This window comes from Pseudomonas sp. MDV22-iso1 (assembly GCF_058145095.1).
In genome coordinates this window covers 203,875-230,657 of the sequence record NZ_JBYVMF010000005.1, presented here as the reverse complement: position 1 = coordinate 230,657, position 26,783 = coordinate 203,875, and the positions used below count along the sequence as shown (strand labels likewise).

Here is a 26,783-nt window from a genome sequence, read left to right as displayed (position 1 = left end):
GATTTTGGGGCTGCTTCGCAGCCCAGCGGCGATAAATCCCCTCGCCACAGTATTGTGCTCGCCTGAAATTTTTCTTAAGGCTACCAACCCGAATCGACCTCAAACGTTCTGAAAACGACGAGCCTGTAGCTTTTTGCCATTATTCCGACGCCAGAGACTTGTGCGGATCCTGGCCCGTTGCGAATCTGCGTCAATCGACTATGTCAGGGGACTCAGTGCAATGATTTCGGCCGCGCAAGGACGTTTTGCCAACCTCGGTATGGCGAAAAAACTGGGTATCGGGTTTGCCTTGGTGCTGGTATTGACCGCGTTGGTTGCGGCGATCGGTGTGTGGTCCCTGCAGACCATCAGCCAGCGCTTCGAAGGCCTCAAGCAGATGTCGACACTCAACAGCGGCTTGCTCAAGGTACGGCTGCTCGAGCAGGATTTTGCCTTGCACGCCAATCCGAAAACCGCCGATGCGCTGCGCGAAGGTGTGGACGCCTTGGTTGCGTTGGCGACGCAGCTCAAGTCCGAGTCTGCAAACAATGTTCCGGTGATGAACGACGTGGAGCAGTCCCTGGGGGCTTATCGCAAAGCCTTTGACGAGTTCGTCTCGCTCAGCCAGGCCAAGGACCTGTCATTGGAAATGGCCAGTTGGTCGGTGTCTAGCGTGGCGAACAATCTCGATGTGCTGCAAGCGGGCCTGGCTGATGACGGTGCTTACACATTGAAAGAAACCGAGGGCAAGGACGGCGCGCAGTTTATCGAGCAAGCCAATCAGGTCAGTCAGGTATCCCGTTTGATGTTGCAGGCCATGAACGAGGCGCGAGTGCGCCTGGACCTTAGCCGCAAAGGCGATGACAGCGCCGGTCAGGGCAAGATCGAACAGGCCGACCAGGCGTTGGTCCAGGCCGAACAGCTTAAGGCCACGGTCAAGGATGAGGGCTATCAGACCGTACTCAATGAAGTGACCGGTCACATCGGCGGTTTCAGTGAAAAGCTCGCCGAGTACACGGGGCTGCTGGCTCAGGAAAAGACGGTGTATGGGCAGTTGCACCAACGTGCGGCTGAGGTCGTGGAGCGCGTGGATCAGGCTTATGTCGCTGAAGATCAGTCGATGCAGACGGAACTGAAAAAGAATTCGCTGCTGATCATCGGGTCGTCCGCTTTGGCATTACTGGTCGGGTTGATTGCGGCGTGGGTGATCACCCGTCTGATCGTGTCGCCGTTGCGCAGTGTGATCCTTGTCGCTCGGCAAATCGCGGCGGGTGATCTGAGTGCGACGGTCGAGGTGACGCGGCGTGACGAGATCGGTCAGTTGATGCAGGCCATGCAGCAAATGGGTGCGGGCCTGAGCAGCATCGTCAGTGGCTTGCAGGCTGGCATTGAACAGTTGGCCAGTTCGGCGCAGTCGCTGTCGGCGGGGACTGAACAGACCAACCTTGAAGTCAGCAGCCAAAAGGAAGAAACCGATCAGGTCGCAACGGCAATGAATCAGATGACCGCTACCGTGCACGATGTCGCGCGTAATGCGGAGGAGGCTGCCCAAGCGGCGCAGACAGCTGATGGCAAGGTTGAAAGCGGTCAACAGGTGGTGCGTCAGAGCATGGTGCGGATCGAACAGTTGGCGGACTCCGCCACCGCAGCCAGCTCAAGTATTGAAAGCTTGAGCGCAGAGATCCAGAACATCGGTACGGTGCTCAGCGTGATCAAAAGCGTGGCTGAGCAAACCAATTTGCTGGCCCTGAATGCGGCCATCGAGGCGGCCCGGGCGGGAGAGCAGGGCAGGGGCTTTGCGGTCGTTGCCGATGAAGTCAGGGCGCTGGCCAAGCGCACCCAGCAATCCACCGAGGAAATCGAGCGTCTGGTCAGTGCCTTGCGTTCAGCGGCTCAGGCGTCGGTGCAACAGATTCAAAGCAGTGGCGAGCTGGTGAAGCTGGCGGTCAGTGATGCGCTGCAGACCGAGAGCGCGCTGGGCAGCATTGCGGCAGCGGTGTCGTTGATCCAGCAGATGAACCAGCAGATCGCGGCAGCGGCCGAGGAGCAGAGTTCAGTGGCCGAGGAGATCAATCGCAGTGTGACGAGCATCCGCGCCAGTGCGGATCAGTCTTCCCTGGCGATGCAGGGGAATGCGGCGTCGAGTATCGAGCTGGCGCAGTTGGGCGTTGAATTGAAGGGAATGGTGGGGCACTTCAGGTTGTGATATCCGCTGGGTGACAGGTTCGCGTCGAAACAAAAAAGCCACCTGATCCGGTGGCTTTTTGTTTTGCGTGGCATCAGTCGTAGATCACTTTCTTCTTCCAGTCCGCATCCGCCTCGACATCCTTGAGGCCTTCAGTCAACTGATTCACTTCGTCCTCAGCCGGTGCGGTTTTGTCCATCACCTGTGCGTTAGCGCGCGCCAGGAGCTTTTCCAGGTACTGAAGCTGCTCGGCATACACCTGCGGATCCTGCTGTTTACGCAAGTACTGCACGCCGCGTTCGAACGCCAGGCGGGCCTGCCCCGGCTGATTCTGTTGCAGGGAGTGCTGGCCAAGGTTGTTGAAGAACTCGATGTGCAACAGGACCAGGATGTGGCGAACTTCACAGATCCAGCGTTTGGCTTCATTGGTCGGCAAAAACCCGTCCTGGGAGGCGCGGGTGATCTGACCGTGAAGGGCTTCGAGCAGGAACCGTACATCTTTGGCTTTCGCTTCGGTCTGGATCGGTGCTGGCGGATTGTTGACCGGGATCGATTCGCCCTGGGCGACAAGGGTCGTCAGCTCGGCAATCCGCGTCTTGAGGCCGGCATTGGATTTTTCCAGGTTGAGCAGGCGCTGACAGACATTCAGTTCCAGTCGGGTCAACAGCAGCTTGAGCGCCGGTGTCATCAGCTGGCCGGGGAATGTCTCGGTGATTTCGCCGCAGCGACGCAGGCGATCGTTGAGCTCAACCTTGGTGCGGGCCTTTTCCAGCTTGTTGTTTTCCACCACATTGTTCATGTAACCAATGGCGATCAACAGTGCGATCCCGCCAACGACGAGCAGGGTGATCATGAGTGGCGTCAACGGTAAGACCTCTTTATGGGATTCGCGATCGAGTGTAGTGGCTTGGCATTGGACCGCATAGCGCTGTACGACCGGATGAATCGGACAGTGTTCTGCTTATATCGGCCGTCTGCGTACATATATAAGCGTTGCGCGGATGGAGTCACCTTGCCATCACCTGGAACGTGACTCGACTATAACGCCTTGATGCGAGTCAGAATATAGGTGCCAGAGACCGGACGGCGGAAACCCTGGATTGGCGCCTCAAAGCTGGGCGAAGTCATTGATTTAAATAAATTTATATCAGGGGGTTGACGACCCCTCAATCCATCCATAGAATGCGCGCCACTTACAGCGTAAAGCACACAGCGAAACGCGGTAGGGAGTGAATGTTGTACGTGTGTCCCCTTCGTCTAGTGGCCTAGGACACCGCCCTTTCACGGCGGTAACAGGGGTTCGAGTCCCCTAGGGGACGCCATTTGCGGGAATAGCTCAGTTGGTAGAGCACGACCTTGCCAAGGTCGGGGTCGCGAGTTCGAGTCTCGTTTCCCGCTCCAATTTTAAACAGCGTTGCTTTCGGGCAGGGCTGAGTGAAACCAGAACCAAGTCTCAGGATGCGGATCTGGGCACCGAAACACACACCATGTGTTCCGGGCAGCGTGTCCCCTTCGTCTAGTGGCCTAGGACACCGCCCTTTCACGGCGGTAACAGGGGTTCGAGTCCCCTAGGGGACGCCATTTGCGGGAATAGCTCAGTTGGTAGAGCACGACCTTGCCAAGGTCGGGGTCGCGAGTTCGAGTCTCGTTTCCCGCTCCATATTTAACAAAAACGCCGTTCAGCAATGAGCGGCGTTTTTGTTTGCGCGTTTTTTGTCTTCTTCCTTCCTGTTCGACAATTCCTACAGCGAAAAAGTGAAAATCGGAAGCGTCTGACATCACGATTCTGGAAGTTCTGGCATAACGATCAGCCCACCAGCCGTTGCGGCGAGTTTGCTAGGAGGTCGTTCCTGTGATGCCAATGAAGTTCCTGTCTTCAGTTTCGTTCCCGGAGGTCCGGGCAACGGCAATCTTGGCCCTGCCTCTCGTCGTGGGCCATGTTTGCGCCGGCCTGATAGCGCTTGTGGACAACCTGATTGCTGGCCATCACGGTACGGACACGCTGGCGGCAGTCACGCTGGGAACGGCGTTGTTATGGCTGCCGATGCTTGTGCCGATCGGCACCTTGATAGCGCTGACGGCCACCGTGGCACGTCTGCGTGGTGCAAATCGTCAGGAGGAAATAGGGCTGATATTTCGGCAAGCGTTGTGGTTGGCGCTTTTCATGGGCCTCCTGATGTTCGGCTTCCTCAGTCTGGCCCCCACGTTGCTCTCGCCTGCCGGCATCGCAGAGGAAATGATTCCGGGAGCGCAGGCGTTTTTGTATGCGGTGCGCTGGGGGAGTCCGGCGTTGACCCTGTTTTTTTGCATGCGCTATCTGTGCGAGGGGATGCACTGGATGCGGCCGACCATGCTGTTCGGTTTTGGTGGGCTGCTGGTGCTGGCGCCCTTGGGCTACATCCTGGCCAACGGCAAGTTGGGTTTCCCCAATCTCGGCGCCCAAGGCCTGGGAATCGCTTCGGCCACCATGATGTGGTTGCAAGCGCTCGTTTTCGCACTCTACCTGTGGCGCAGCAAACGTCTTGCGCACTTGCAGCTGTTTGCCCGCTTCGATCTTCCCTGCCGCGTACAAATCCTCAATCTGCTCAGAACGGGGATGCCCATAGGCATCGCCATATTGATGCAGGGCAGCCTCTTTATCGTGACTTCATTACTGATCGGGCGGCTGGGTTCAATCTATCTGTCGGCGCATCAGATTGCGGTCAACCTGGCCCAATTGTGTTTCATGATTCCGGTGGCTGTGGCGGAAGCGACGACGGTCAGGGTCGGCCATGCGCTGGGACGTGGAGATGCCAAGGGCGTCAGGCAGGCGGCCTGGGCGGGTTGCGTCATCGTCTTGCTGGCACAATCCGTCTCGGTCCTGGTCCTGTTGTTCGGGCATGAAGCCATCGCAAATCTCTACAGTCGGGACGTCGCTGTGACTGCGCTGGCATCGACGCTTTTGCTGTACACCGCTGCATTGCAGTTTCCAGATGGGTTACAGATGCTTTCAGCAGGGGCGTTGCGCGGATTACAGGACACGAAAGTGCCGATGTGGTTGGCGATTTTCTGTTACTGGGGCGTGGGCGTGCCGCTGGGGGCGGGGCTGGCGTTTGGATTGGGGTGGGGGCCTGAAGGTGTCTGGTCAGGATTGATTGTAGCCCTCACGTTGGCAACGGTATTGATGGGCTGGCGCTTTATTCATAGCAGTCGGCGGTCGCCAGTGGTGGTGAACTGAAACGAATAGGCCCGAGATCAACATTGTCGGGCCTTGTCCGAGGCATCGAGCCCCCAATTTCGGATGTTCAAAAACCTCGTATTTCTTCACGCGCTGCTGAAAAGTTTTTACATCGACAGAATCAATCGCCCCGCAAACAAAATCAAAATCACCCCCATCGTGCGCTCGAACCAATGCCCCATTCGCATGAACAGCAAGCGCACCCGGTTGCTCGAAAAGAACAGCGCGACGATGACAAACCAGAGCGCGTTGACGAAGCACATCCAGACGCCGTAAAGCGCCTGAACGTTCAACGGTGTGGTGGCGCTGATGAGCGTGGTAAATATCGCCAGGAAAAACAGCGTGGCCTTGGGGTTGGTGGCGTTGGTCAGGAAGCCTGTGGTGAAGGCTTTCAGCAGCGATTGTTCGATCGCGGGTTCGTCTGCAGTCTTTTCACCCTCCAACAGGGTTTTGGGTTTGCTGCGAACGAGGCTGATACCGAGGTACAAGATGTAAGCCCCGCCCACGACCTTGGCGACTGTCAGCAACCAGGGGATTGTGTGCATCAATGCACCGACGCCGAGCAAGGTATAGAGCACATGGACCGAAATGCCCGCACCTATACCGAGCGCCGTGCAGATCCCGACGAGTCGGCCAAAGCGCACGCTCTGGCGGATGGTGATCGCAAAATCCGGTCCGGGAGCGACCACCGCCAGAAAGTGAATAGTTGCCAGCGCAAGAAACTCGCCCAGGTAATTCGACAGCATTTTCAACTCCAAAAGATAAGGGGCGAGGCGATACCGCGGTGGGCGTTGGCCAGTTTTTTATGCAGGTCTCATCCAGACACTCGACGTCTGGCATCATGTCTTGGGTCCATCTGTCGGGGAGTCCAGGGAGCCCGGGATGAACGGGCTCCAGGCGATCATGCTGAGCTTCAGTCCACGCTGTAGTGCACTGAAAGCGTCCCTTTTTTCTGCGTGACGGAGGCGATCGTGACGCGACCCAGATCCTTCAGGCTGCGTACGTGGGTGCCGCCGCACCCGTAGGCGGGGAGTTCGCCGAAACCGATCTCGCGGACGCCTTCGCGCAACGATGTCAGGCGCGGCAAGTCATGGGCAATCCATTGTTCGATGCCATGCTGGACGGTTTGAACGTCGATTTCCTGTGCCGATTCGGCAGGTCGAAATTGCACGCGTCCTTCACCTGGCCAGTGATGCGCCTTGATCGGCATCCAGCCCATGGACTGGACAAGGTGACCGATCAAATGGCCGGCGGAATGCATGCGGGTATTGAATTGTCTGCGCTGCTCATCCACCCGAATCTGTGTCATGCCGGGGTTCACGGGGCGATCAACGAAATGGATGATCCGGTCCGGGTCCTGTACGACGCGCAAAACCTGGCTCTCGCCGATCCAGCCAGTATCAAAGGGTTGTCCGCCTCCTTGAGGGTGAAACAGCGTGGCCCTGAGCACCACGGCGAATTCGTTTTCTTGGGGGGTGCAGTCCAGGACCTCTACATTGGCTTTGAGGTCATCACTATGGAAAAAGAGGCGAAGCGTCATATTCCATGTCCGTCAGTATTCTGTTTTTCATTATATGAAGCGGGTAATTGCGTGATAATCCGTTCAAACATCAAAGGACTGTTGCGCCGTGAGCATAAATCTACCCCTGCCGCTACTCGGTGAAATGGCGATTTTCGTCAAGGTCGTCGAGACCGGAAGCTTCTCGGAAGCGGCTCGCCAATTGGGATCGTCGCCCTCGGCCGTCAGTCGCAGCATTTCGCGGTTGGAGAAGGCGCTGGCTACCCGCCTGTTGCAACGCACGACGCGCAAGTTGCGTTTGAGTGACGGGGGCGAGGAGGTGTTCAAGCGTTGCCAGGAGATGGTCAGTGCCGCCAAGTCGGTCATGGAAATCAGCGGCCAGTTCATCGATGAAGCTGAAGGATTAGTGCGTGTCAGCGTGCCCAAGGCGGTGGGCCGCTTCGTGATTCATCCGCACATGCCGGAGTTTTTGCGCCGTTATCCCAAGGTGGACGTGGAGCTGTTTCTCGAGGACCGCCAGGTGGATCTGATCGACGACAACGTCGACCTGGCCATCCGGATTACCGATCGCCCCCCCGCAGGGCTGGTCGGCCGTCAATTACTGACCATTGATCACATGCTGTGCGCGACGCCGCAGTACCTGGCCGAGCACGGTACGCCGACTCATCCTCATGACTTGCTTAACCACAGCTGCATCTATCTGGGAGAAACCCCGAGCGATGCGCGCTGGAAATTCAAGAAGGGCACCAAGTCGGTGACGGTGGGTGTGCGTGGGCGTTACGCCGCCAACCATACTGGCGTGCGTTTGGGCGCGGTGTTGCAGCATATCGGGATTGGCAGCCTGCCTTACTTTACTGCGCGTTATGCGCTGGAACAGGGGCTGATCGTGCAGGTCCTGCCCGACTGGACCTTCCTGGCGTCTTACCACGGTGGCGCGTGGCTGCTGCATTCGCCCACGCGCTACATGCCGCCGAAGTTGCGGGTGTTTATCGACTATCTGGTGGAGTGCCTGGAGAAAGAGCCGACCCTGGGCAAGCCGGGAAAGGCCACTGAACTGGCGGCGTATGAATTGCCCGAGAGTGACGGGTTGCTTTGACGGGCCCCATCGCGAGCAGGCTCACTCCCACAGGGATCCGCATACGACGCAAATCTTGTGTTTATCGCCGATTAAATGTGGGAGTGAGCCTGCTGCGATGGCGTCCGACCAGGCACTGCTCTATTTAGCCCAAAAAAAGGCCCGCAGGTTCAACCATGCGGGCCTTTTGTATTCTGAGCGTAGATCAGTGTTTGCTGTCGTCGTTCGACATCGCCAACAACTGCTTTTCCTGATTCCAGTCGAACGGTTCGTCGTTCTGTTCGGCTTCGAAGCGACGTTCTTCCAGCGCCTGGTACAAGGCGATTTCATCATCGGGCATGTAGTGCAGGCAGTCGCCGGCGAAGTACCACAGCAGGTCGCGCGGGACCAGGTGGGCGATTTGCGGATAACGGGTGATGACCTGGCAGAGGATGTCCTGGCCCAGGTACTGGCTTTCGATCGGATCGACGGGCAGCAATGCCCGCAGTTCGTCGAAACGCTCAAGGAACAAGGCATGGCTTTCTTCGGGTACCTGCTCGGCCTCACCCACGGCGACCAGGATGCTGCGCAAGTGGTCTAGCAAAACGAGATGATCGGCAACGATGTTGGACACGAGATAAGTCCTCAAGAGCAAAACGGGCGCGGGAGTATAAAGCTCCTGCGCCCGTTTTTATAGGTGGAACGGAATCAGCGGACCTTACCTTCGGCCAGCGCCAACTCCTCTTTGTCGAAATCATCGACGTCGATCACCTTGCGTCGCGCCGTTTCGGCATCACGCAGGGTTTGTGCTTCTACCGGCTGCAACGCACCCGCCTCCAGCGCTGCATCGATCGCGTGCTCCCCAGCGGCCGGTTTGACCTGGCCACTTTTGAGCGCCACATGCAGTTTTTTCTGCAGCGGCTGCGCTGCATTCAGCAGGTTGCACGCGTGTTGCAGAGCGCCGACGGCGTCATCGGCCGACTGCGGACGGTAGCACCCACCCAGCAGTTCCTCGAGGGTCGGATCGCCCTTGGCGCGACCAATCACAGCCGCCACTTGCGCACCGAGTTTGTCCGATGGTCCCTTGTGACGACGACCGAACGGAAAGACGATCACGCGCAGCAGACAGCCCAGCACCTTATTGGGGAAGTTGGTCAGCAGTTCATCCAGCGCCCGTTCCGACTGGCCGAGACTCTCTTCCATGGCCCAGGTAAACAGCGGGGCCATATGGTCGGGAGAATCGAGATCGTGATAACGCTTGAGCGCGGCGGAAGCGAGGTACATGTTGCTGAGCACATCCCCGAGGCGCGCCGACAAGCGTTCGCGACGTTTCAGTTCGCCACCCAGCAACATCATGCTGAGGTCGGCGAGCATGGCGAACGCGGCAGCCTGACGGTTCAGAGCGCGGAAGTAACCCTGGCTGAGCCCGTTGCCCGGCGCCCGCTCGAAATGGCCGAAACCAAGGTTCAACACCAGCGTGCTGGCGGCGTTGCTCACGGCAAAACCGATGTGCTGGAGCAGCAGACCATCAAATTCAATGAGGGCCTGATCCTTGTCCTCACGACCGGCAAGCGCCATTTCCTTGAGGACGAAAGGATGGCAGCGAATCGCGCCCTGACCGAAGATCATCAGGTTACGCGAAAGAATATTCGCGCCTTCCACCGTGATGAAGATCGGCGCGCCATTCCAGCTGCGACCCAGGTAATTGTTCGGTCCCATGATGATCGCTTTGCCGCCATGAACGTCCATGGCGTGACTGATGCATTCACGTCCGCGTTCGGTGAGGTGGTACTTGAGAATCGCCGACAGCACCGACGGTTTCTCACCCAGGTCCACGGCGTTGGCGGTCAGCATTCGCGCGGCGTCCATCATCCAGGCGTTACCGCCGATGCGCGCCATGGCTTCCTGAATGCCTTCGAAGGCTGAGAGTGGCACGTTGAACTGCTCGCGAACCTGCGCGTATTGCCCGGTCACCAGGCTGGTGAACTTCGCCGCGCCGGTACCCACTGCCGGGAGGGAAATCGAGCGCCCGACCGACAGGCAATTCATCAACATCATCCAGCCCTTGCCGAGCATTTCCTGGCCGCCGATGAGGAATTCCAGTGGCACGAACACGTCTTTGCCGGAGTTGGGACCGTTCATGAACGCGGCGCCCAGTGGCAGGTGACGGCGACCGATTTCAACGCCGGCAGTGTCGGTTGGAATCAGCGCCAGGCTGATGCCCAGGTCTTCCTTGTCACCCAGCAGATGGTCCGGGTCGTAGGCCTTGAATGCCAGGCCGAGAAGGGTAGCGACGGGTCCGAGGGTGATGTAGCGCTTTTCCCAGTTCAGGCGCAGGCCCAGTGTTTCCTTGCCTTCCCATTCACCTTTGCAGATAACGCCGGTATCGGGCATGGCCCCTGCATCCGAGCCCGCGAGCGGTCCGGTAAGGGCGAAGCACGGAATGTCGTCACCGCGCGCGAGGCGTGGCAGGTAGTGGTTGCGTTGTTCGTCGGTGCCGTAGTGCAACAGCAGTTCAGCAGGGCCGAGGGAGTTGGGCACCATCACGGTGGAGGCGAGGTCGCCGCTGCGAGTCGCCAGTTTCATTGCGACCTGTGAGTGGGCGTAGGCGGAGAAGCCCTTGCCACCAAATTCTTTTGGAATGATCAGGGCGAAAAAGCCGTTCTCCTTGATGTGGCTCCAGGCTTCTGGCGGCAAGTCCATGTCCTGGCCGATTTGCCAGTCGGTCACCATGGCGCAGAGTTCTTCGGTCGGACCGTCGATGAATGCCTGTTCTTCTTCGCTCAATTGCACTTTTGGATAGGACAGCAGTTTGTCCCAGTCCGGCCGGCCGCTGAACAGTTCACCATCCCACCAGACGGTGCCGGCATCGATGGCGTCGCGTTCTGTTTGCGACATTGGCGGCAGTGTTTTCTGAAACCAGCTGAACAGTGGCGCACTGAAAAATTTGCGACGCAGATCGGGCAGCAACAAAGGCGCCGCAACGGCTGCGATCAACACCCAGAGCACCAGCAATAACCATCCCGGCGCGTGACTGAATGCGCCCATCGCCACGACGTAGACGGCGACAATGCACAGTGCGGGGAGCGGGGCGGTTCGGCGGTGGGCCAGGTAGGCGATCCCGACAATCAGAACCAGTATCCACAATAACAGCATATTTAATCCTCCGTGAACCAGGGGCAAAACCAACCTTCAGAGCTTAGACGGCATCCGTAAAACAGGGTGATCAGAGCGAGGTGATTGAATTCGTGGGAAACCTTCAACGCGTTTTGCAGGATCAGTGGGCATCAGGGCGCGGCATTCGTTCGCTACCGGCGCGGCTATGCGTCCATGTTTGGCCGAAACGTCGTTATCTCTGTGCTGAAGCTGTCGCTAGACTCGTGGCTTCCCCAGGAGATTGTTCTCATGCACGAGTATCTGAGTCCCGGCCGCTTCATCGATAGTGACCATCCGTCCGTGGTGGAGTTCGCTGAAAAACATCGGGGCGCCAGTCGCGACCCGCTCGAGCAGGCGATCAATCTTTATTACGCGGTGCGCGAAGCCGTGCGCTACAACCCTTACACCTTCAGCCGCGACCCGCAAACCCTGCGCGGCAGTTATGCGCTGGCGGCCGGGGAGAGTTACTGCGTGCCCAAAGCCACGTTGCTGGCGGGTGCCGCACGACATTGCGGTATCCCTGCACGTATTGGTCTGGCGGATGTGCGCAATCACCTGTCGACGCCGCGGTTACTCGAGCTGCTCAAGAGTGATGTGTTCGCCATGCACGGCTATACCGAGTTGTTTTTGAACGGCCGCTGGGTCAAAGCCACGCCTGCGTTCAATCAAGGATTGTGTGAACTGTTCAATGTCGCGCCGCTGGAATTCGACGGGATCAACGACAGCGTTTTTCATCCCTTCAATCGCGATGGTGAGCAGTTGATGGAGTACCTGATCGATCACGGTCAGTTTACCGACGTGCCCGAAGCGTTCTTTTTCGAGCACCTGGAAAAATGCTATCCGCACCTTTTCAGCGATCAACTGCCGCCGTTGCTGGGTGATATGCAGGGCGATTTGAGTCGCTCCTGATCCGGCGTATGCTGCCTGCGCATTCATCCATAAAGAGGCGGTCATGCTGAAAATCTGGGGTCGGAAAAATTCGTCGAATGTCAGAAAGCCGTTATGGGCCGCCGAAGAGCTGGGCCTGGCCTATGAGGCGATTGATGCGGGCGGCGCGTTCGGGGTGGTCGATACGCCCGAGTATCGGGCGATGAACCCCAATGGCCGTGTGCCGGTTATTCAGGACGATGGTTTCGTACTTTGGGAGTCCAACGCCATCGTTCGTTACCTGATGGCCCGTCACGCCAACGACACCCATTGGTACAGGGCTGATCCGCAGGCCCGCGCGGCTGCCGACAAGTGGATGGACTGGACCACCTCAAGTTTTGCCGGCCCTTTCCGCACCGTGTTCTGGGGCGTGTTGCGCACCCCGGCAGATCAGCAGGACTGGTCCGCCATCAACGCCGCTATCAAAGAGTGCAACGGCTTACTGGCGATGGCCGATGCGGCACTGGCAACCCAGCCTTACCTGTCGGGTAACGAGATCGGCATGGGCGACATTCCGCTGGGCAGTTTTATTTATGCCTGGTTCGAGATGCCGATCGAGCGTGCGCCGCAACCCCATCTGCAAGCCTGGTACGCACGGCTCAAGCAGCGTCCGGCGTATCAGAAAGCCGTCATGACCGCGTTGACTTAATACTCACTATCGACACGCTTGACTGTACTTGTGTGGCGACGACAAGCACCATTGCCTCCATGCGCTGTGGTTGTGTTAGTCGCCGCCCGCCCTTATCTATCCCTTCCTTTCCTTCTTGGTGCGTAATCCGATATGAGTTCCGCTCTGTCCATCCGGCAGCTAACCAAAACCTACGGCAACGGTTTCCAGGCCCTGAGTGGTATCGATCTGGACGTCGCTGAAGGTGACTTTTTCGCCTTGCTTGGCCCTAACGGCGCTGGCAAATCCACGACCATCGGCATTCTTTCCACCCTGGTGAACAAGACCAGCGGCACGGTGAATATCTTCGGTCACGACCTGGACAAGAATCCTGCGCAACTCAAACGCTCCATCGGCGTGGTGCCCCAGGAATTCAACTTCAACCAGTTCGAGAAGACGTTCGACATCGTCGTCACCCAGGCCGGTTACTACGGCATCCCGCCGAAGATCGCCAAGGAACGTGCTGAGCAATACCTGACCCAGCTCGGGTTGTGGGACAAGCGTGACGTGCCATCGCGCTCGTTGTCCGGCGGCATGAAGCGTCGACTGATGATCGCCCGTGCGCTGGTTCATGAGCCGCGCCTGCTGATCCTCGACGAACCGACGGCAGGGGTGGATATCGAATTGCGTCGTTCGATGTGGACCTTCCTGACCGAGCTGAACCAGAAAGGCATCACCATCATTCTCACCACGCATTATCTGGAAGAGGCTGAGCAGTTGTGCCGCAATATCGGGATCATCGATCACGGCACCATCGTCGAGAACACCAGCATGAAACAGCTGCTCGGTCAGCTGCATGTGGAGACGTTCCTGCTCGATCTGAAGAACACGCTGAACGTGGCGCCGCAGTTGCTCGGTTATCCGACCAAGCTGCTGGACAGCCACACGCTGGAGGTCCAGGTCGACAAGGCGATGGGCATCACTGCGCTGTTCACTCAACTTGCTCAGCAAAATATCGAAGTGCTGAGCCTGCGTAACAAAACCAATCGCCTCGAGGAGTTGTTCGTGTCCCTGGTGGAGAAAAATCTGTCGAAGGTGGCGGTATGAGTTCCGAGCTGCAACCCAACCTCGTCGCCCTCAATACCATCGTTTATCGCGAGGTCAGACGCTTTACCCGGATCTGGCCGCAAACATTGCTACCGCCAGCGATCACCATGGTTCTGTACTTCGTGATCTTCGGCAATCTGATCGGTCGGCAGATCGGTGATATGGGTGGCTTCACCTACATGGAATACATCGTGCCGGGCCTGATCATGATGTCGGTGATCACCAACTCCTATGGCAACGTGGTGTCGAGTTTCTTCGGCAGTAAGTTCCAGCGTTCCATCGAAGAGTTGATGGTGTCGCCGGTGTCGCCGCACACGATTCTGATCGGCTACACCTTGGGCGGCGTGTTGCGCGGCTTGATGGTCGGGGTGATCGTGACGATGCTGTCGCTGTTTTTCACCAAGCTGCAGGTGCATCACCTGGGTGTGACCGTTCTGGTGGTGGTGCTGACGGCGACGATTTTTTCGCTGCTGGGCTTCATCAACGCAGTGTTTGCACGTAACTTCGATGACATCTCGATCATCCCGACGTTTGTGCTGACGCCGCTGACGTACCTGGGTGGGGTGTTCTACTCGATCTCGTTGCTGCCTCCGTTCTGGCAGACCGTGTCCCTGGCGAATCCGGTGTTGCACATGGTCAACGCGTTCCGCTACGGCATCCTTGGCGTTTCGGATATCAAGATCAGTGTCGCGATCACGTTCATGCTGGTGGCGACGGTTGTGTTGTATATCGGTTGTGCGCGATTGCTGGTGAGTGGGCGCGGGATGCGTACTTAACCTCAGTCCGGCACCGCAAAAACAAACGGCCTCCCAAGTGGAGGCCGTTGTGCATTCTTACATCCGTTTCTTCTTGCGCCGCTTCCACTGCCGACTGACCCACCAGCGCCAATACGTCATGGTCAGGCAGTAGGCCAGCGCGCCGAGCGCCAGTCCCGTCACTACCGAACCCAGCAAGAAGGGCTGCCACATCGTCGAAAGCTCGCCGCTGATCCATTCCCAGGTCAACTCGTCGGGCAAATGACGGGCAGGGATGTCCATGAGCCAGGCGCCTGTCTGGTAGGTGCAGAAAAATACCACCGGCATGGTGATCGGGTTGGTCAACCAGACCAGGCTGACGGCGATTGGAATGTTGCCGCGCACCATAATGGCGAGGGCCGCGGCAACCAGCATCTGCAACGGAATCGGCAGGAATGCCGCAAACAGCCCGACCGCCATCGCCCGGGCGACCGAGTGGCGGTTGAGGTGCCAAAGGTTCGGGTCATGCAGCAGGGTGCCAAGAAAGCGTAAGGACTTGTGTTCCCTGATGCTCGTCGGGTCTGGCATGTAACGTTTGAATAAGCGCCGGGGCATAGGGCTTCTCGGTCGGTTAAGGCGGCAAGTATGTCTGGATTCTATAAACCGCCCATTCAGACTTTGTGACAATTAATAACGATGACTGTGCGGTCGGCCAGCTAAGCCTAGGGGGGAACTCTCAAGGACGGGCTTATGCGCACAGGGATGTTAGCGCTGGCGTTGGGTCTGCTGACCCTGCGTTTTTTACCGGCTTTACCGCCGGTCTGGTTGTGGATGTTGTTGCCTGTGGCCGGTTTGATGGTGTTGCCCTTTCGGGCCTATCCATTGGCATTCTTTCTGTTCGGCCTGAGTTGGGCGGGGGCGAATGCGCAATGGGCGCTGAATGATCGCTTGGCACCCCGACTCGACGGCGAGACGCGTTGGGTAGAGGGGCGAGTGACAGGGTTGCCCCAAAACGCCGAGGGCGTGGTGCGCTTTGAGCTGACGGACAGCCATTCACGACGTTCGAAACTGCCAAAGCTGATGCGTTTGGCCTGGTACGACGGGCCGCCAGTCAACAGCGGTGAACGCTGGCGATTGGCAGTCAAATTGAAGCGTCCTGCCGGATTGCTCAACCCGCATGCCTTCGATTATGACGCCTGGCTGCTGGCTAGGGGCATCGGTGCAACGGGCACGGTCAAGGAGGGTGAAAGGCTCGCAGAGGCTCGCGGAGCCTGGCGCGACGGCATTCGCCAACGCCTGCAGAATGTCGACGCCCAAGGACGATCCGGGGCGTTGGCCGCACTGGTCCTGGGGGACGGTGCCGGGCTGAGCCGCGAAGATTGGCAAGTGCTGCAAGACACCGGAACCGTGCATTTGCTGGTCATATCCGGGCAGCACATTGGTCTGTTGGCGGGCGTCGTGTACCTGCTGATCGCCGGGTTGGCTCGCTTTGGCGCATGGCCGGGTCGTTTGCCCTGGCTGCCATGGGCGTGCGGCCTCGCGTTCGGTGCTGCGGTGGGTTATGGCCTGCTCGCCGGGTTCGATGTGCCGGTGCGGCGAGCGTGTGTGATGATCGGCCTGGTGCTGTTGTGGCGCCTGCGCTTTCGCCACCTCGGCGCCTGGTGGCCGCTGTTGCTGGCACTCAACGGTGTGTTGCTGATGGATCCGCTGGCGAGCCTGCAGCCGGGTTTCTGGCTGTCCTTTGCTGCTGTTGGCGTCCTGATTTTTACCTTCGGTGGTCGGTTGGGCCCGTGGAGCTGGTGGCAAACCTGGACGCGCGCCCAATGGCTGATCGCGATCGGCTTGTGCCCGTTTCTACTGATTCTAGGCCTGCCGATCAGTATCAGCGGTCCGCTGACGAATCTGCTGGCGGTGCCCTGGATCAGTCTGTTGGTACTGCCGCCCGCGTTGCTCGGTACGCTCTTATTGCCCATTCCCTATGTGGGCGAGGGTTTGTTGTGGCTGGCTGGAGGTCTGATCGACTGGCTATTCAAAGGCCTGGCGCTGATCGCCGGGCAGTTGCCGGCCTGGGTCCCGGTTGCGATCCCGTTGTGGACGTGGGCATTGGGCACTCTGGGGGCCTTGCTGCTGCTGATGCCACGTGGCGTGCCGCTGCGTCTGGCGGGTTGGCCGCTGTTTTTGTTGCTCATCTTTCCTCCCCGTCCGGAAATACCGGAAGGCGTAGCAGACGTCTGGCAACTGGATGTCGGCCAGGGACTGGCGATCCTTGTGCGCACGCGCCATCACACCTTGTTGTATGACGCCGGACCACGATCCGGTGATTCCGATCTGGGCGAGCGGGTAGTGCTGCCGACGTTGCGCAAACTGGGCGTCAACGCGATCGACCTGATGTTGATCAGCCACGCTCACGCCGATCACGCTGGCGGTGCGCGGGCGGTTGCCCGTGGCTTGCCCGTCAGGCAGATCGTCGGTGGCGAGCCTTTGCCTCTTGTGGATGGGCTGAGCGCTGAAGACTGCGAAAGTGGGCGGCAATGGAATTGGGATGGCGTGAACTTTCAACTCTGGCAGTGGGCATCGGCCCATGACAGCAACTCAAGGTCCTGTGTGCTGCAAATCGAGGCCGGGGGCGAGCGTTTGCTGCTAACCGGTGACATAGAAGGCGCCGCCGAAAGAGCACTGCTCGACAGCCCGCTGGCGGTCAGCACCGATTGGTTGCAGTCACCTCATCACGGCAGTCGCACGTCGTCTTCGATGGCCCTGCTGAACCGGTTGCAACCCAAGTCGGTGCTGATTTCCCGGGGTAACGGCAATTCCTTCGGTCATCCCCATCCAACGGTCATGGCACGCTATCGAAAAAGTGGCCTGAACATTTACGACAGCGCTGATCAAGGTGCCGTTCATCTGCAACTGGGCCGTTTCAAGCCACCCGTGACGATGCGTCAGGAACGGCGATTCTGGCGTGATCCGCCGCCGCTTCCGAAGTAACGGTGTGTGATTGACGCCCGACCGGATGCGACATCACGGTCTTCGGTGCGCGCACCCCCTATGTTAGAGTGGCGCACTTTTTCGAGGGGACTGACACTGTGTGGGAATTGGTCAAATCCGGTGGCTGGATGATGCTGCCGATCATTCTGAGTTCCATCGCGGCGATGGCGATTGTCGCCGAGCGTCTCTGGACCCTGCGAGCCAGCCGTGTGACCCCGGAGCACTTGCTCGGGCAGGTCTGGGTCTGGATCAAGGACAAGCAACTCAATAAAGACAAACTCAAGGAACTGCGCGCCAACTCTCCGTTGGGCGAGATCCTGGCCGCCGGCCTGGCGAACTCCAAACATGGTCGCGAGATCATGAAAGAGTGCATCGAAGAGGCGGCCGCCCGAGTCATCCATGAGCTCGAACGTTACATCAATGCGTTGGGCACCATCGCGGCCATGGCCCCGTTGCTGGGGTTGCTGGGGACGGTCCTGGGCATGATCGATATTTTCAGTGCATTCATGGGCACGGGCATGACCACCAACGCTTCCGTGCTGGCCGGTGGTATCTCCAAGGCGCTGATTACCACGGCGGCGGGCCTGATGGTCGGTATTCCTTCGGTCTTCTTCCACCGCTTCCTCCAGCGGCGGATCGATGAACTGGTGGTGGGCATGGAGCAGGAAGCAATCAAACTGGTTGAAGTGGTACAGGGTGATCGTGACGTGGACCTGGCTGAGGGCAAAGCGTGAAATTCCGCCGCAAGCAACGGGAAAACGTGGACATCAACCTCGCATCGTTGATCGACGTGGTGTTTATCCTGCTGCTGTTTTTCGTGGTCACGACCACGTTTACCCGTGAAACCCAATTGCGCGTCGAGTTGCCCGAGGCGGTCAGTGGTTCGCCTGCCGAAGATCAGCAGGCCAAGCAGCTGGACGTTGCCATCAGCGCCGAAGGCGTGTTTTCGGTCAACAATCAGATATTGCCCAAGAACGATCTGGCAACCCTGATGGACGCGCTGAAAAAAGAGTCCAACGGTGATACCAATCTGCCGCTGTCTATCAGCGCTGACGGCAAGACACAGCATCAGTCCGTCATCACCGCCATGGACGCCGCAGGCAAGCTGGGCTTCAGTCACCTGCGCATGACCACTGTCGAAGCGTCGGCGCCCGCGCCCTGATGGCTCTGTCCGATCGCTTGATTGCGGCCTGGTATGAAGGTCACCCGGCCCTGAAGTTGCTTCAGCCGCTGGAGTGGCTGTATCGGCGGGTCGTCACGAACAAGCGCAAGCGCTTTCTGGCAGGCGAGGGCGAGATCTATCAACCGCCCGTGCCACTGATCGTGGTCGGTAACATCACTGTCGGCGGCACCGGCAAGACGCCGCTGATTCTGTGGATGATCGAGCACTGCAAGCGTAGCGGGCTGCGAGTGGGCGTGGTCAGTCGCGGCTATGGTGCAAAACCTGCGCAATTGCCCTGGCGCGTCGAGGCGGATCAAAGCGCGGAAATGGCGGGTGACGAACCATTGTTGATCGTCCAGCGCACGGGTGTGCCCTTGATGATCGACCCGGACCGCAGTCGTGCCGTCAAAGCGTTGCTGGCGAGTGAGCCGCTGGACCTGATTCTGTCTGACGACGGCATGCAACATTATCGACTGGCCCGAGACCTCGAGCTGGTGCTTATCGACGCTGCTCGTGGCCTGGGTAACCAGCGTTGCCTGCCCGCCGGGCCATTGCGCGAACCGGTCGAGCGTCTGGAAAGTGTCGACGCGCTGCTCTACAACGGCGCGGCAGACGATCGTGAGGACGGTTTCGCCTTTCAGTTGCAACCCACGGCCCTGGTCAATCTGCACAGTGGCCAAAGGCAGCCCCTCGACCACTTTCCTGCCGGTCAGGCCCTGCATGCCGTGGCCGGGATCGGCAACCCGCAGCGTTTCTTCACGACGCTCGAAACGCTACACTGGCGAGCAGTCCCCCATGCTTTTGCCGACCACGCCGAATACAGCGCGCAGGCCTTGAATTTCACACCGTCATTGCCATTGGTGATGACTGAAAAGGACGCGGTGAAGTGCCGTGCCTTCGCCGCCGCCGATTGGTGGTACCTGGCGGTCGATGCTGTGCCATCGCCGGCCTTCGTGGCCTGGTTCGATACACAGCTGATGCGCCTGTTGCCGGCTCGTCTTTTGCCTTAACTCCGTTCTTATCCAGGGAATGCTCATGGACACCAAATTGCTCGACATCCTCGCTTGCCCGGTCTGCAAAGGCCCGCTCAAGCTCAGCGCCGACAAAACCGAGCTGATCAGCAAGGGCGCGGGTCTCGCGTACCCGATTCGTGACGGCATTCCGGTCATGCTCGAAACCGAAGCCCGCACCCTGACCACTGATGAGCGTCTGGATAAATGACCACAGCCTTTACCGTTGTCATTCCATCGCGTTTCGCTTCGACCCGTTTACCCGGCAAGCCCCTGCTGTTGATCGCCGGCAAACCGATGATCCAGCATGTCTGGGAACAGGCCAGCAAAAGCAGCGCCGAGCGTGTGGTGGTTGCCACTGACGACCCGCGCATCGTCGAGGCCTGCAAGGGTTTTGGCGCGCAAGTGGTGCTGACCCGTGAAGACCATAACTCGGGCACTGACCGCCTGGCGGAAGTTGCCACGAAACTGGGTCTGGCCCCGGACGCTATTGTGGTCAACGTGCAAGGTGACGAGCCGCTGATCCCTCCGAGTGTGATCGATCAGGTTGCCGCCAACCTCGCCGCGCATACCGAGGCGCGCATGGCCACCCTGGCCGAGCCGATCGAAGACGTTGAAACACTGTTCAATCCCAATGTCGTCAAGGTCGTCAGTGATATCAATGGCCTGGCGTTGACCTTCAGCCGTGCGACGTTGCCGTGGGCACGGGATGCTTTCGCCAAGAGTCGTGAGCAGTTGCCGGAAGGCGTACCGTATCGCCGGCACATTGGTATTTATGCTTACCGCGCCGGTTTCCTGCATGACTTCGTCAGCTGGGGCCCGTGCTGGCTGGAAAACACCGAATCCCTTGAGCAGCTGCGTGCCCTGTGGCACGGCGTGCGGATTCATGTGGCCGACGCGTTGATCGCCCCGCCGACCGGCGTGGATACCGCAGAAGACCTTGAACGCGTTCGTCGCCTGCTGGAGGCTTGATGCGGGTTTTGTTCGTCTGTCTGGGAAATATCTGCCGCTCGCCCACCGCGGAAGGCGTGCTACGGCATAAATTGCGTGAGGCCGGGTTGGCCGGTCAGGTGGAAGTTGCGTCCGCCGGTACCGGCGACTGGCATGTCGGCAAGGCGCCGGACAAGCGCAGCCAAGCGGCGGCCAAGCTGCGTGGTTACGACCTGTCGGCCCAGCGTGCCCAGCAGGTGAGCCGCGCTGATTTCGCCATGTACGACCTGATTCTGGCGATGGACAACAGCAACCTGCGCAACCTCAAGGCGCTGCAACCCGCCAAGGGCAAGGCCGAACTGGACCTGTTCCTGCGTCGCTACCAGAGCGAAATCGATGAAGTGCCAGACCCGTACTACGACGGTGACCAAGGGTTCGAGCAGGTGCTGGACCTGATCGAGCGCGCCAGTGATTTGCTGGTGATCGAATTGAAGGGGCGGTTATGAGTTTGCAAATACGGCCCCAGGTGTCGCTCAAGCCGTTCAACAGTTTTGGTGTGGATGTTCAGGCCCGCTTGTTTGCCGAAGCCCACAGCGATGCCGACGTGCGCGAAGCCCTGGCGTATGCCGCCGCGCATGACGTGCCGTTACTGGTGATCGGCGGAGGCAGCAACTTGCTGCTGACGGCGGATATCCAGTCACTGGTACTGCGCATGGCCACTCGCGGGATTCGTGTGCTGAGTGATGACGGCCGTCAGGTCGTGATTGAAGCCGAGGCTGGCGAGCCTTGGCATCCCTTTGTGCAGTCCACCCTGGCTCAAGGTCTGTCGGGACTGGAAAACCTCAGCCTGATTCCGGGCACGGTGGGCGCGGCACCGATGCAGAACATCGGCGCCTACGGTGTGGAGATCAAGGATGTGTTTGCCGGGCTCACGGCACTTGATCGACAGACCGGCGAATTGCGAGACTTCAGCTTGACTGAATGCAATTTCGCTTACCGCGACAGCGTGTTCAAACAGGAACCGGGTCGTTGGCTGATCCTGCGAGTGCGTTTCACACTGAACCGTACCGAACACCTGCACCTGGAATACGGGCCGGTGCGTCAACGCTTGACCGAACAAGGCATCGACCACCCGACCGCCACCGATGTCAGTCAGGCGATCTGCAGCATCCGCAGCGAAAAACTTCCGGACCCTGCGGTGCTCGGCAATGCGGGCAGTTTCTTCAAAAACCCGCTGGTGCCGGCGTCGCTGGTTACCCGACTCAAAGGCGAGTACCCGGACCTGGTGGCCTACGCGCAACCGGACGGGCAAATGAAACTCGCTGCGGGCTGGTTGATCGAGCGAGCAGGGTGGAAAGGGTTTCGCGAGGCCGATGCCGGCGTGCATAAGTTGCAGGCGCTGGTGCTGGTCAACTACGGCGATGCCACCGGCCTGCAGTTGCTGGCCCTGGCGCAACGCATCCAGAAAGACATATTGGAACGATTCCATGTCGAGCTGGAAATGGAGCCCAATCGGTATTGAGGCTACGCTTTCAAGACCCATACCAAAGCCCTGCACACTGATCAATGTGCAGGGCTTTTTTGTTAATACTGGGTTAACTTAGCCAGCTAACGATGCAAGTATTTGCACCACCAAAGGCCCGATGCAGACGCTGTTATCTGCGTAAGAGAGCCACATTAGCCTGAGTCAATCTGCGTGAACCCACCGCCATCCCCCCGGCGGCAGATTGCTCGACCCCATAACCGAAGCAACAATGCGGGCGTGCCCATGATTACCCTGAAGCTTAATGGCCAAGACCTACCACTCGACGTCACCGAGGATATGCCGCTGCTCTGGGCCATTCGTGACGTGGCCGGATACAACGGCACCAAATTCGGCTGCGGCATGGGCTTGTGTGGCGCCTGCACCATTCATATCGATGGCGCCCCGGCGCGCAGCTGCATCACGCCAATCGGGTCTGTGATCGGCCAGAACGTCAGCACTATCGATAACCTTCACGCTGATCCGGTCGGGCAAGTCGTTCAGCAAGCCTGGCTGGATACCGCCGTGGCTCAGTGCGGTTTCTGCCAAGGTGGACAGATCATGTCGGCAACAGCGCTGCTCAAGGTCCATCCAGACCCCAGCGAGGAACAGATCGAAGAGGCGATGGTGGGCAATATTTGCCGCTGCGGCACTTACAACCGCATCAAGACGGCTATCCGCCAGGCCTCCACGCACTTGAAGGAGGCCAAGGCATGAGCCAGCTTCCAAATGATTTCGCGCTGAGTAATCTCAGCAACCTCAGCCGTCGCGGCTTCCTCAAAGGTGTCGGTGTCACCAGCGCGCTGGTACTGGCGGCTAGCTGGGGCTGGCAGGACGCCTTAGCAGACGAAAAAGTGAAGCTGTTTGGCGCCGACGGCATGCCCAACGGCTGGATCGACGACCCCAAGGTGTACGTCAGCATCGCGGCTGATGGCACCGTGACCGTGGTGTGCAACCGTTCAGAAATGGGCCAGGGCGTGCGCACCAGTTTGAGCATGGTGGTGGCTGACGAGCTGGATGCCGACTGGGCGATGGTCAAGGTCCAGCAGGCGCCGGGAGACGAAGTCCGTTTCGGTAACCAGGACACTGACGGTTCACGCAGCATGCGTCACTGGTACGAGCCCATGCGCCGTTGTGGTGCCGCCGCTCGAACCATGCTGGAACAGGCCGCTGCCGAGCAGTGGAAGGTTCCGGTTGGCGAATGCCGTGCGCAGTTGCACAAAGTCATTCACAAACCGACCGGCCGGGAGCTGGGTTACGGCGCCCTGGCGGTCGCTGCCAGTGCATTGGCGGTGCCCGCTCGGGACAGCCTGAGGCTCAAGCAACCTTCGGAGTTTCGTTACATCGGCAAGGAAGGCGTAAAGGCGATCGACGGTGCCGACATCGTCAATGGTCGCGCCATCTACGGTGCCGATGTGCACTTCGACGGCATGCTCTACGCGACGATTGCACGGCCAGCGGTGTATGGCGGCAAGGTCAAATCCGTCAACTCCATCGCGGCGATGAAAGTCCCCGGGGTGATCAAGGTCATCCAGATCGAAGGCCGTCCGCTGCCCTCGGAGTTTCAGCCGTTGGGGGGTGTGGCAGTCGTGGCCAGCAATACCTGGGCGGCGATCAAGGGGCGCGAGGCGCTGGAGATCGAGTGGGACGATGGCCCGAATGCCAGTTACGACTCGATCGCTTACCGCAAGGAACTGGAAGCCGCGTCGCTCAAGCCCGGTAAAGTCGTGCGCAACACGGGCAGCATCGATGAAGCCATGGGCAAGGCCGACAGCACCTTGGAGGCGTCCTACTATCTGCCGCACCTGGCGCAATCGCCCATGGAGCCAATGGTTGCCATCGCCCGATTCAAGGACGGTGTTTGCCAAGCCTGGGCGCCAAGCCAGGCGCCCCAGGTCACTCGGGAGCGCATTGGCGAACGCCTCGGCATACCGTTCGATAATGTGACGGTCAACGTCACCCTGCTGGGCGGTGGTTTTGGTCGTAAGTCCAAACCGGATTTCGTCATCGAAGCTGCCATCCTCGCCAAGGAATTCCCCGGCAAGGCGGTGCGCGTGCAATGGACCCGTGAAGACGACATCCATTGCTCCTATTTCCACACCGTGTCGGCTGAGTACCTGAAGGCCAGCCTGAATGCTGACGGTCTGCCGTCCGGCTGGTTGCACCGCACCGTCGCCCCCAGCATCACCGCGCTGTTTGCGCCAGGCATGAACCACGAAGCGGCGTTCGAGTTGGGCATGGGCTTTACCAACATGGCGTACGCGATTCCTAACGTTCGTCTGGAAAACCCGGAAGCGATGGTCCATACGCGGGTGGGTTGGTATCGCTCGGTCTCGAACATTCCTCACGGCTTTGCCATTCAGAGTTTTGTCGATGAACTGGCGCACAAGGCCGGTCAGGACCCGCTCAAGTACCAGATAAAACTGCTTGGCCCGGATCGGCAGATCGATCCACGCACCTTGAGTGAAGAGTGGAACTACGGCGAATCCCCCGAGCGTTATCCAATCGATACCGCAAGGATGCGCACCGTTCTGGAGACCGCCGCCAAGGCTGCCGGCTGGGGCCGTGAAATGCCGAAGGGCCGAGGGCTGGGTTTGGCGGTGCACTACAGTTTCGTGACCTATGTGGCGGCGGTGATCGAAGTCGAAGTCAAAGACGATGGGACGCTGATCGTGCACAAGGCCGACATTGCGGTGGATTGCGGTCCGCAGATCAACCCGGAACGTATCCGGTCGCAGTTCGAAGGCGCCTGCGTGATGGGCTTGGGTAACGCGGTTCTGGGTGAAATCAGCTTCAAGGACGGCAAAGTCCAGCAAGACAACTTCCACATGTATGAAGTGGCGCGCATGTCCCTGGCACCGAAAGAAGTCGCCGTGCATCTGGTCACGCCTCCGGGTGACGTGCCGCTTGGTGGTGTTGGCGAACCTGGCGTGCCGCCGATTGCGCCGGCACTGTGCAATGCGATCTTTGCGGCTACCGGCAAGCGTATTCGCAACCTTCCCGTGCGTTATCAGCTGCAAGGCTGGCAGAAGGCTGAAGCCTGATGGACAGCGTCGACCTGAACGTGTTGCGCAGCGTGCTCGAATGGCGTCGCGCCGGTCAGCGGGTGGTGTTGTTCAGCGTGGTCCAGACCTGGGGCACAGCACCCAGGTCGCCGGGCGCCATGCTGGCCTTGCGTGAAGACGGCGTGGTGATGGGGTCGGTGTCCGGAGGTTGTGTTGAAGATGACCTGATTGCCCGCTTGCACGACGGCCGCATCCCGGCAGAGGGGCCGCCAGTGCAGTTGATCACCTACGGCGTCACCCGCGAGGAGGCGGCGCGCTTTGGTTTGCCCTGTGGCGGCACCCTGCGTCTGACGCAGGAGCATGTTGGTGATCCGACATGGGTGGCGCAGCTGCTGGCACGCTGTGAAGCCCATGAGATTGTGGCGCGCACGCTCAGTGTCGACACCGGGGAAGTCGTTCTGGAGGCAGCTGACAAAACGGACGTTCTGACATTCGATGGGACGACGCTGCGGGCCATTTACGGTCCGCGCTGGCGTTTGTTGATGATCGGGGCCGGCCAACTGTCCCGGTATGTCGCTGAAATGGCGCGGTTGCTGGATTTCGAAGTGCTGATCTGCGATCCGCGCAGCGAATTTGTCTACGGTTGGGAGGAGCAGCACGGGCGGTTTGTCTCGGGGATGCCGGACGAGGCCGTGTTGAACATCCAGACGGATGAACGCACGGCCATTGTTGCGCTGACCCACGATCCTCGTCTGGACGACATGGCGCTGCTCACGGCCCTCGACTCGAAAGCGTTTTATGTGGGGGCGCTGGGTTCCCGGATCAACAGCCTGAAGCGCCGTGACAATCTGGCTCAGCTAGGCTTGTCATCAGAGGCCATCGCGCGGCTGCATGGTCCGATCGGTCTGCACATCGGCAGTCACTCGCCCGCGGAAATCGCTTTGTCGCTGATGGCCGAGATTGTCGCGATCAAGAACGGTGTCGAGCTCAAGCAGAAGAAGTTGCTGGCGGAGGATGTATGAGTGAACCCATCGGCGTTGTCGTGCTGGCGGCAGGGCAGGGCAGTCGGTTTCAACAGTTGGCAGGTGCCGGCTCCGACAAGTTGCTGGCGGACTGTACCGGGCGCGACGGCGCCGTTCGTTCAGTGATTGAGCATGTGCTGCTGAATGTGCCTGAATCACTGGAGAAGCGCGTGCTGGTGACCACCGCGGATCGCCCACAGGTCATTCGCATGGCCCAGGCGTATGGGTTTGAAATTGTGCTGATCGAATCGACCGGGATGGGGGATAGCATCGCGGCGGGGGTCGCGGCGTGTCCGCAGCAAGGCGGGTGGTTGATTGTGTTGGGGGATATGCCGTTTATCCTCCCATCGAGCATTGAGCGGGTACTGGCGGGTATGGCTGATGACGCTATCAGCGTGCCGGTGCAGGACGGTGAATATGGCCACCCGGTAGGTTTTGCGGGCTCCTTCGGTCCAGGATTGTTGGCATTGGCAGGTGATCGTGGTGCCAAGCCGCTGTTTTCCCAGGCGCGAGTAGTTGAAGTGTCGGTGGAGGATCCCGGGGTGCTGTGGGATGTGGATGTGCCTGAGGCGTTGTTCTTCAAGTAGGTGTAGCGCGTATCCAATGGATCACGCGATGTATCAAATGCCATAAAAAAGCCCCGCACTGGATAACCAGGCGGG

25 protein-coding genes, 4 tRNA genes and 1 pseudogene are annotated in these 26,783 nt (G+C 59.3%); 24 read left to right on the top strand and 6 right to left on the bottom strand.

The features are described 5' to 3' along the window. Positions 1–220 precede the first annotated feature (220 nt). Together AC3ZVB_RS08930 and AC3ZVB_RS08925 are read left to right on the top strand one after the other, a co-directional pair. Positions 221–1,486 (top strand): annotated as a pseudogene (locus AC3ZVB_RS08930) (HAMP domain-containing methyl-accepting chemotaxis protein); the annotation flags it as partial. Continuing rightward, the gene (locus AC3ZVB_RS08925; RefSeq protein ID WP_442966326.1) at positions 1,472–2,185 is read left to right on the top strand and encodes a methyl-accepting chemotaxis protein; all 714 of its coding nucleotides are present in this window, start codon (positions 1,472–1,474) and stop codon (positions 2,183–2,185) included. The pseudogene AC3ZVB_RS08930 and the gene AC3ZVB_RS08925, both read left to right, overlap by 15 nt. 73 nt (positions 2,186–2,258) lie before the next feature. Here AC3ZVB_RS08925 and AC3ZVB_RS08920 read toward each other — a convergent pair whose 3' ends face one another. Then, positions 2,259–3,017, bottom strand: a complete 759-nt coding sequence (locus AC3ZVB_RS08920) for a hypothetical protein (protein ID WP_490146327.1) — start codon at positions 3,015–3,017, stop codon at positions 2,259–2,261. Positions 3,018–3,410: 393 nt separating this feature from the next. Between AC3ZVB_RS08920 and AC3ZVB_RS08915 the strand changes: the two genes are divergently transcribed. The 5 genes from AC3ZVB_RS08915 (at position 3,411) to AC3ZVB_RS08895 (ending at position 5,381) form a co-directional block, all read left to right on the top strand. Next, positions 3,411–3,486 (top strand) — tRNA-Glu (locus AC3ZVB_RS08915). Positions 3,487–3,489: 3 nt separating this feature from the next. After that, positions 3,490–3,565 (top strand) — tRNA-Gly (locus AC3ZVB_RS08910). A gap of 104 nt (positions 3,566–3,669) precedes the next feature. Next, positions 3,670–3,745: transfer RNA gene (locus tag AC3ZVB_RS08905), tRNA-Glu, on the top strand. A gap of 3 nt (positions 3,746–3,748) precedes the next feature. Further along, positions 3,749–3,824, top strand: a tRNA-Gly gene (locus AC3ZVB_RS08900). Positions 3,825–4,025: 201 nt separating this feature from the next. Further along, positions 4,026–5,381, top strand: coding sequence for an MATE family efflux transporter (locus tag AC3ZVB_RS08895; RefSeq protein WP_218576857.1), 1,356 nt, complete (start codon positions 4,026–4,028; stop codon positions 5,379–5,381). Positions 5,382–5,488: 107 nt separating this feature from the next. Here the strand turns inward: AC3ZVB_RS08895 and AC3ZVB_RS08890 are convergent, their stop codons facing one another. Beyond that, the gene (locus AC3ZVB_RS08890; protein WP_490146326.1) at positions 5,489–6,127 is read right to left on the bottom strand and encodes a LysE family translocator; all 639 of its coding nucleotides are present in this window, start codon (positions 6,125–6,127) and stop codon (positions 5,489–5,491) included. 167 nt (positions 6,128–6,294) lie between these two features. Continuing rightward, on the bottom strand, positions 6,295–6,921 hold the full coding sequence (locus AC3ZVB_RS08885) for an alanyl-tRNA editing protein (RefSeq protein ID WP_490146325.1): 627 nt from the start codon (positions 6,919–6,921) through the stop codon (positions 6,295–6,297). Positions 6,922–7,009: 88 nt separating this feature from the next. Between AC3ZVB_RS08885 and AC3ZVB_RS08880 the strand changes: the two genes are divergently transcribed. Further along, positions 7,010–7,996, top strand: coding sequence for a LysR family transcriptional regulator (locus AC3ZVB_RS08880; RefSeq protein ID WP_490146324.1), 987 nt, complete (start codon positions 7,010–7,012; stop codon positions 7,994–7,996). Positions 7,997–8,180: 184 nt separating this feature from the next. Here the strand turns inward: AC3ZVB_RS08880 and AC3ZVB_RS08875 are convergent, their stop codons facing one another. Together AC3ZVB_RS08875 and AC3ZVB_RS08870 are read right to left on the bottom strand one after the other, a co-directional pair. After that, on the bottom strand, positions 8,181–8,588 hold the full coding sequence (locus tag AC3ZVB_RS08875; RefSeq protein ID WP_162437989.1) for a PA2817 family protein: 408 nt from the start codon (positions 8,586–8,588) through the stop codon (positions 8,181–8,183). A gap of 74 nt (positions 8,589–8,662) precedes the next feature. After that, positions 8,663–11,110, bottom strand: coding sequence for an acyl-CoA dehydrogenase (locus AC3ZVB_RS08870; RefSeq protein ID WP_162437990.1), 2,448 nt, complete (start codon positions 11,108–11,110; stop codon positions 8,663–8,665). A gap of 249 nt (positions 11,111–11,359) precedes the next feature. Here AC3ZVB_RS08870 and AC3ZVB_RS08865 point away from each other — a divergent pair, with 249 nt between their 5' ends. The 4 genes from AC3ZVB_RS08865 (at position 11,360) to AC3ZVB_RS08850 (ending at position 14,527) form a co-directional block, all read left to right on the top strand. Further along, positions 11,360–12,019, top strand: coding sequence for a transglutaminase-like domain-containing protein (locus AC3ZVB_RS08865; RefSeq protein ID WP_194693107.1), 660 nt, complete (start codon positions 11,360–11,362; stop codon positions 12,017–12,019). 43 nt (positions 12,020–12,062) lie between these two features. Continuing rightward, on the top strand, positions 12,063–12,686 hold the full coding sequence (locus AC3ZVB_RS08860; RefSeq protein WP_490146323.1) for a glutathione S-transferase family protein: 624 nt from the start codon (positions 12,063–12,065) through the stop codon (positions 12,684–12,686). A gap of 132 nt (positions 12,687–12,818) precedes the next feature. Next, positions 12,819–13,751, top strand: a complete 933-nt coding sequence (locus tag AC3ZVB_RS08855; protein WP_162437993.1) for an ABC transporter ATP-binding protein — start codon at positions 12,819–12,821, stop codon at positions 13,749–13,751. Continuing rightward, positions 13,748–14,527 carry an ABC transporter permease gene (locus AC3ZVB_RS08850; RefSeq protein ID WP_162437994.1) on the top strand — a complete coding sequence of 260 codons (780 nt, stop codon included), beginning with the start codon at positions 13,748–13,750 and terminating at the stop codon, positions 14,525–14,527. The genes AC3ZVB_RS08855 and AC3ZVB_RS08850 overlap by 4 nt, the downstream gene beginning before the upstream one ends. Positions 14,528–14,584: 57 nt before the next feature. Here AC3ZVB_RS08850 and AC3ZVB_RS08845 read toward each other — a convergent pair whose 3' ends face one another. Beyond that, on the bottom strand, positions 14,585–15,100 hold the full coding sequence (locus AC3ZVB_RS08845) for a DUF2062 domain-containing protein (protein WP_162437995.1): 516 nt from the start codon (positions 15,098–15,100) through the stop codon (positions 14,585–14,587). Positions 15,101–15,235: 135 nt separating this feature from the next. Between AC3ZVB_RS08845 and AC3ZVB_RS08840 the strand changes: the two genes are divergently transcribed. The 12 genes from AC3ZVB_RS08840 (at position 15,236) to AC3ZVB_RS08785 (ending at position 26,708) form a co-directional block, all read left to right on the top strand. Continuing rightward, positions 15,236–17,470, top strand: coding sequence for a DNA internalization-related competence protein ComEC/Rec2 (locus AC3ZVB_RS08840; protein ID WP_490146322.1), 2,235 nt, complete (start codon positions 15,236–15,238; stop codon positions 17,468–17,470). Positions 17,471–17,568: 98 nt separating this feature from the next. After that, entirely contained in the window at positions 17,569–18,204 is a 636-nt protein-coding gene (locus AC3ZVB_RS08835; protein ID WP_162437997.1) for a MotA/TolQ/ExbB proton channel family protein, read from the top strand. Beyond that, positions 18,201–18,632 carry an ExbD/TolR family protein gene (locus tag AC3ZVB_RS08830; RefSeq protein WP_162437998.1) on the top strand — a complete coding sequence of 144 codons (432 nt, stop codon included), beginning with the start codon at positions 18,201–18,203 and terminating at the stop codon, positions 18,630–18,632. Before AC3ZVB_RS08835 ends, AC3ZVB_RS08830 begins: the two co-directional genes overlap by 4 nt. Continuing rightward, on the top strand, positions 18,632–19,642 hold the full coding sequence (lpxK, locus tag AC3ZVB_RS08825; protein WP_490146321.1) for a tetraacyldisaccharide 4'-kinase: 1,011 nt from the start codon (positions 18,632–18,634) through the stop codon (positions 19,640–19,642). Before AC3ZVB_RS08830 ends, lpxK begins: the two co-directional genes overlap by 1 nt. Positions 19,643–19,667: 25 nt before the next feature. Further along, entirely contained in the window at positions 19,668–19,853 is a 186-nt protein-coding gene (locus AC3ZVB_RS08820; RefSeq protein WP_007945752.1) for a Trm112 family protein, read from the top strand. Beyond that, positions 19,850–20,614 (top strand): 3-deoxy-manno-octulosonate cytidylyltransferase, encoded by a 765-nt coding sequence (gene kdsB, locus AC3ZVB_RS08815; RefSeq protein ID WP_194693102.1) that lies wholly within the window; start codon positions 19,850–19,852, stop codon positions 20,612–20,614. Before AC3ZVB_RS08820 ends, kdsB begins: the two co-directional genes overlap by 4 nt. Beyond that, a complete protein-coding gene (locus AC3ZVB_RS08810) occupies positions 20,614–21,078 on the top strand; it encodes a low molecular weight protein-tyrosine-phosphatase (protein WP_490146320.1) in 465 nt (154 codons plus the stop codon). Before kdsB ends, AC3ZVB_RS08810 begins: the two co-directional genes overlap by 1 nt. Further along, positions 21,075–22,094: a UDP-N-acetylmuramate dehydrogenase gene (gene murB / locus AC3ZVB_RS08805; protein WP_490146319.1), complete on the top strand. Its 1,020-nt coding sequence runs from the start codon at positions 21,075–21,077 to the stop codon at positions 22,092–22,094. The genes AC3ZVB_RS08810 and murB overlap by 4 nt, the downstream gene beginning before the upstream one ends. Before the next feature lie 246 nt (positions 22,095–22,340). Next, entirely contained in the window at positions 22,341–22,811 is a 471-nt protein-coding gene (locus AC3ZVB_RS08800; RefSeq protein ID WP_194693099.1) for a (2Fe-2S)-binding protein, read from the top strand. Next, positions 22,808–25,138 (top strand): xanthine dehydrogenase family protein molybdopterin-binding subunit, encoded by a 2,331-nt coding sequence (locus AC3ZVB_RS08795; RefSeq protein WP_490146318.1) that lies wholly within the window; start codon positions 22,808–22,810, stop codon positions 25,136–25,138. The genes AC3ZVB_RS08800 and AC3ZVB_RS08795 overlap by 4 nt, the downstream gene beginning before the upstream one ends. After that, positions 25,138–26,121, top strand: a complete 984-nt coding sequence (locus tag AC3ZVB_RS08790; RefSeq protein ID WP_490146317.1) for an XdhC family protein — start codon at positions 25,138–25,140, stop codon at positions 26,119–26,121. The genes AC3ZVB_RS08795 and AC3ZVB_RS08790 overlap by 1 nt, the downstream gene beginning before the upstream one ends. Next, on the top strand, positions 26,118–26,708 hold the full coding sequence (locus tag AC3ZVB_RS08785; RefSeq protein WP_490146316.1) for a nucleotidyltransferase family protein: 591 nt from the start codon (positions 26,118–26,120) through the stop codon (positions 26,706–26,708). The genes AC3ZVB_RS08790 and AC3ZVB_RS08785 overlap by 4 nt, the downstream gene beginning before the upstream one ends. Positions 26,709–26,783 lie beyond the last annotated feature (75 nt).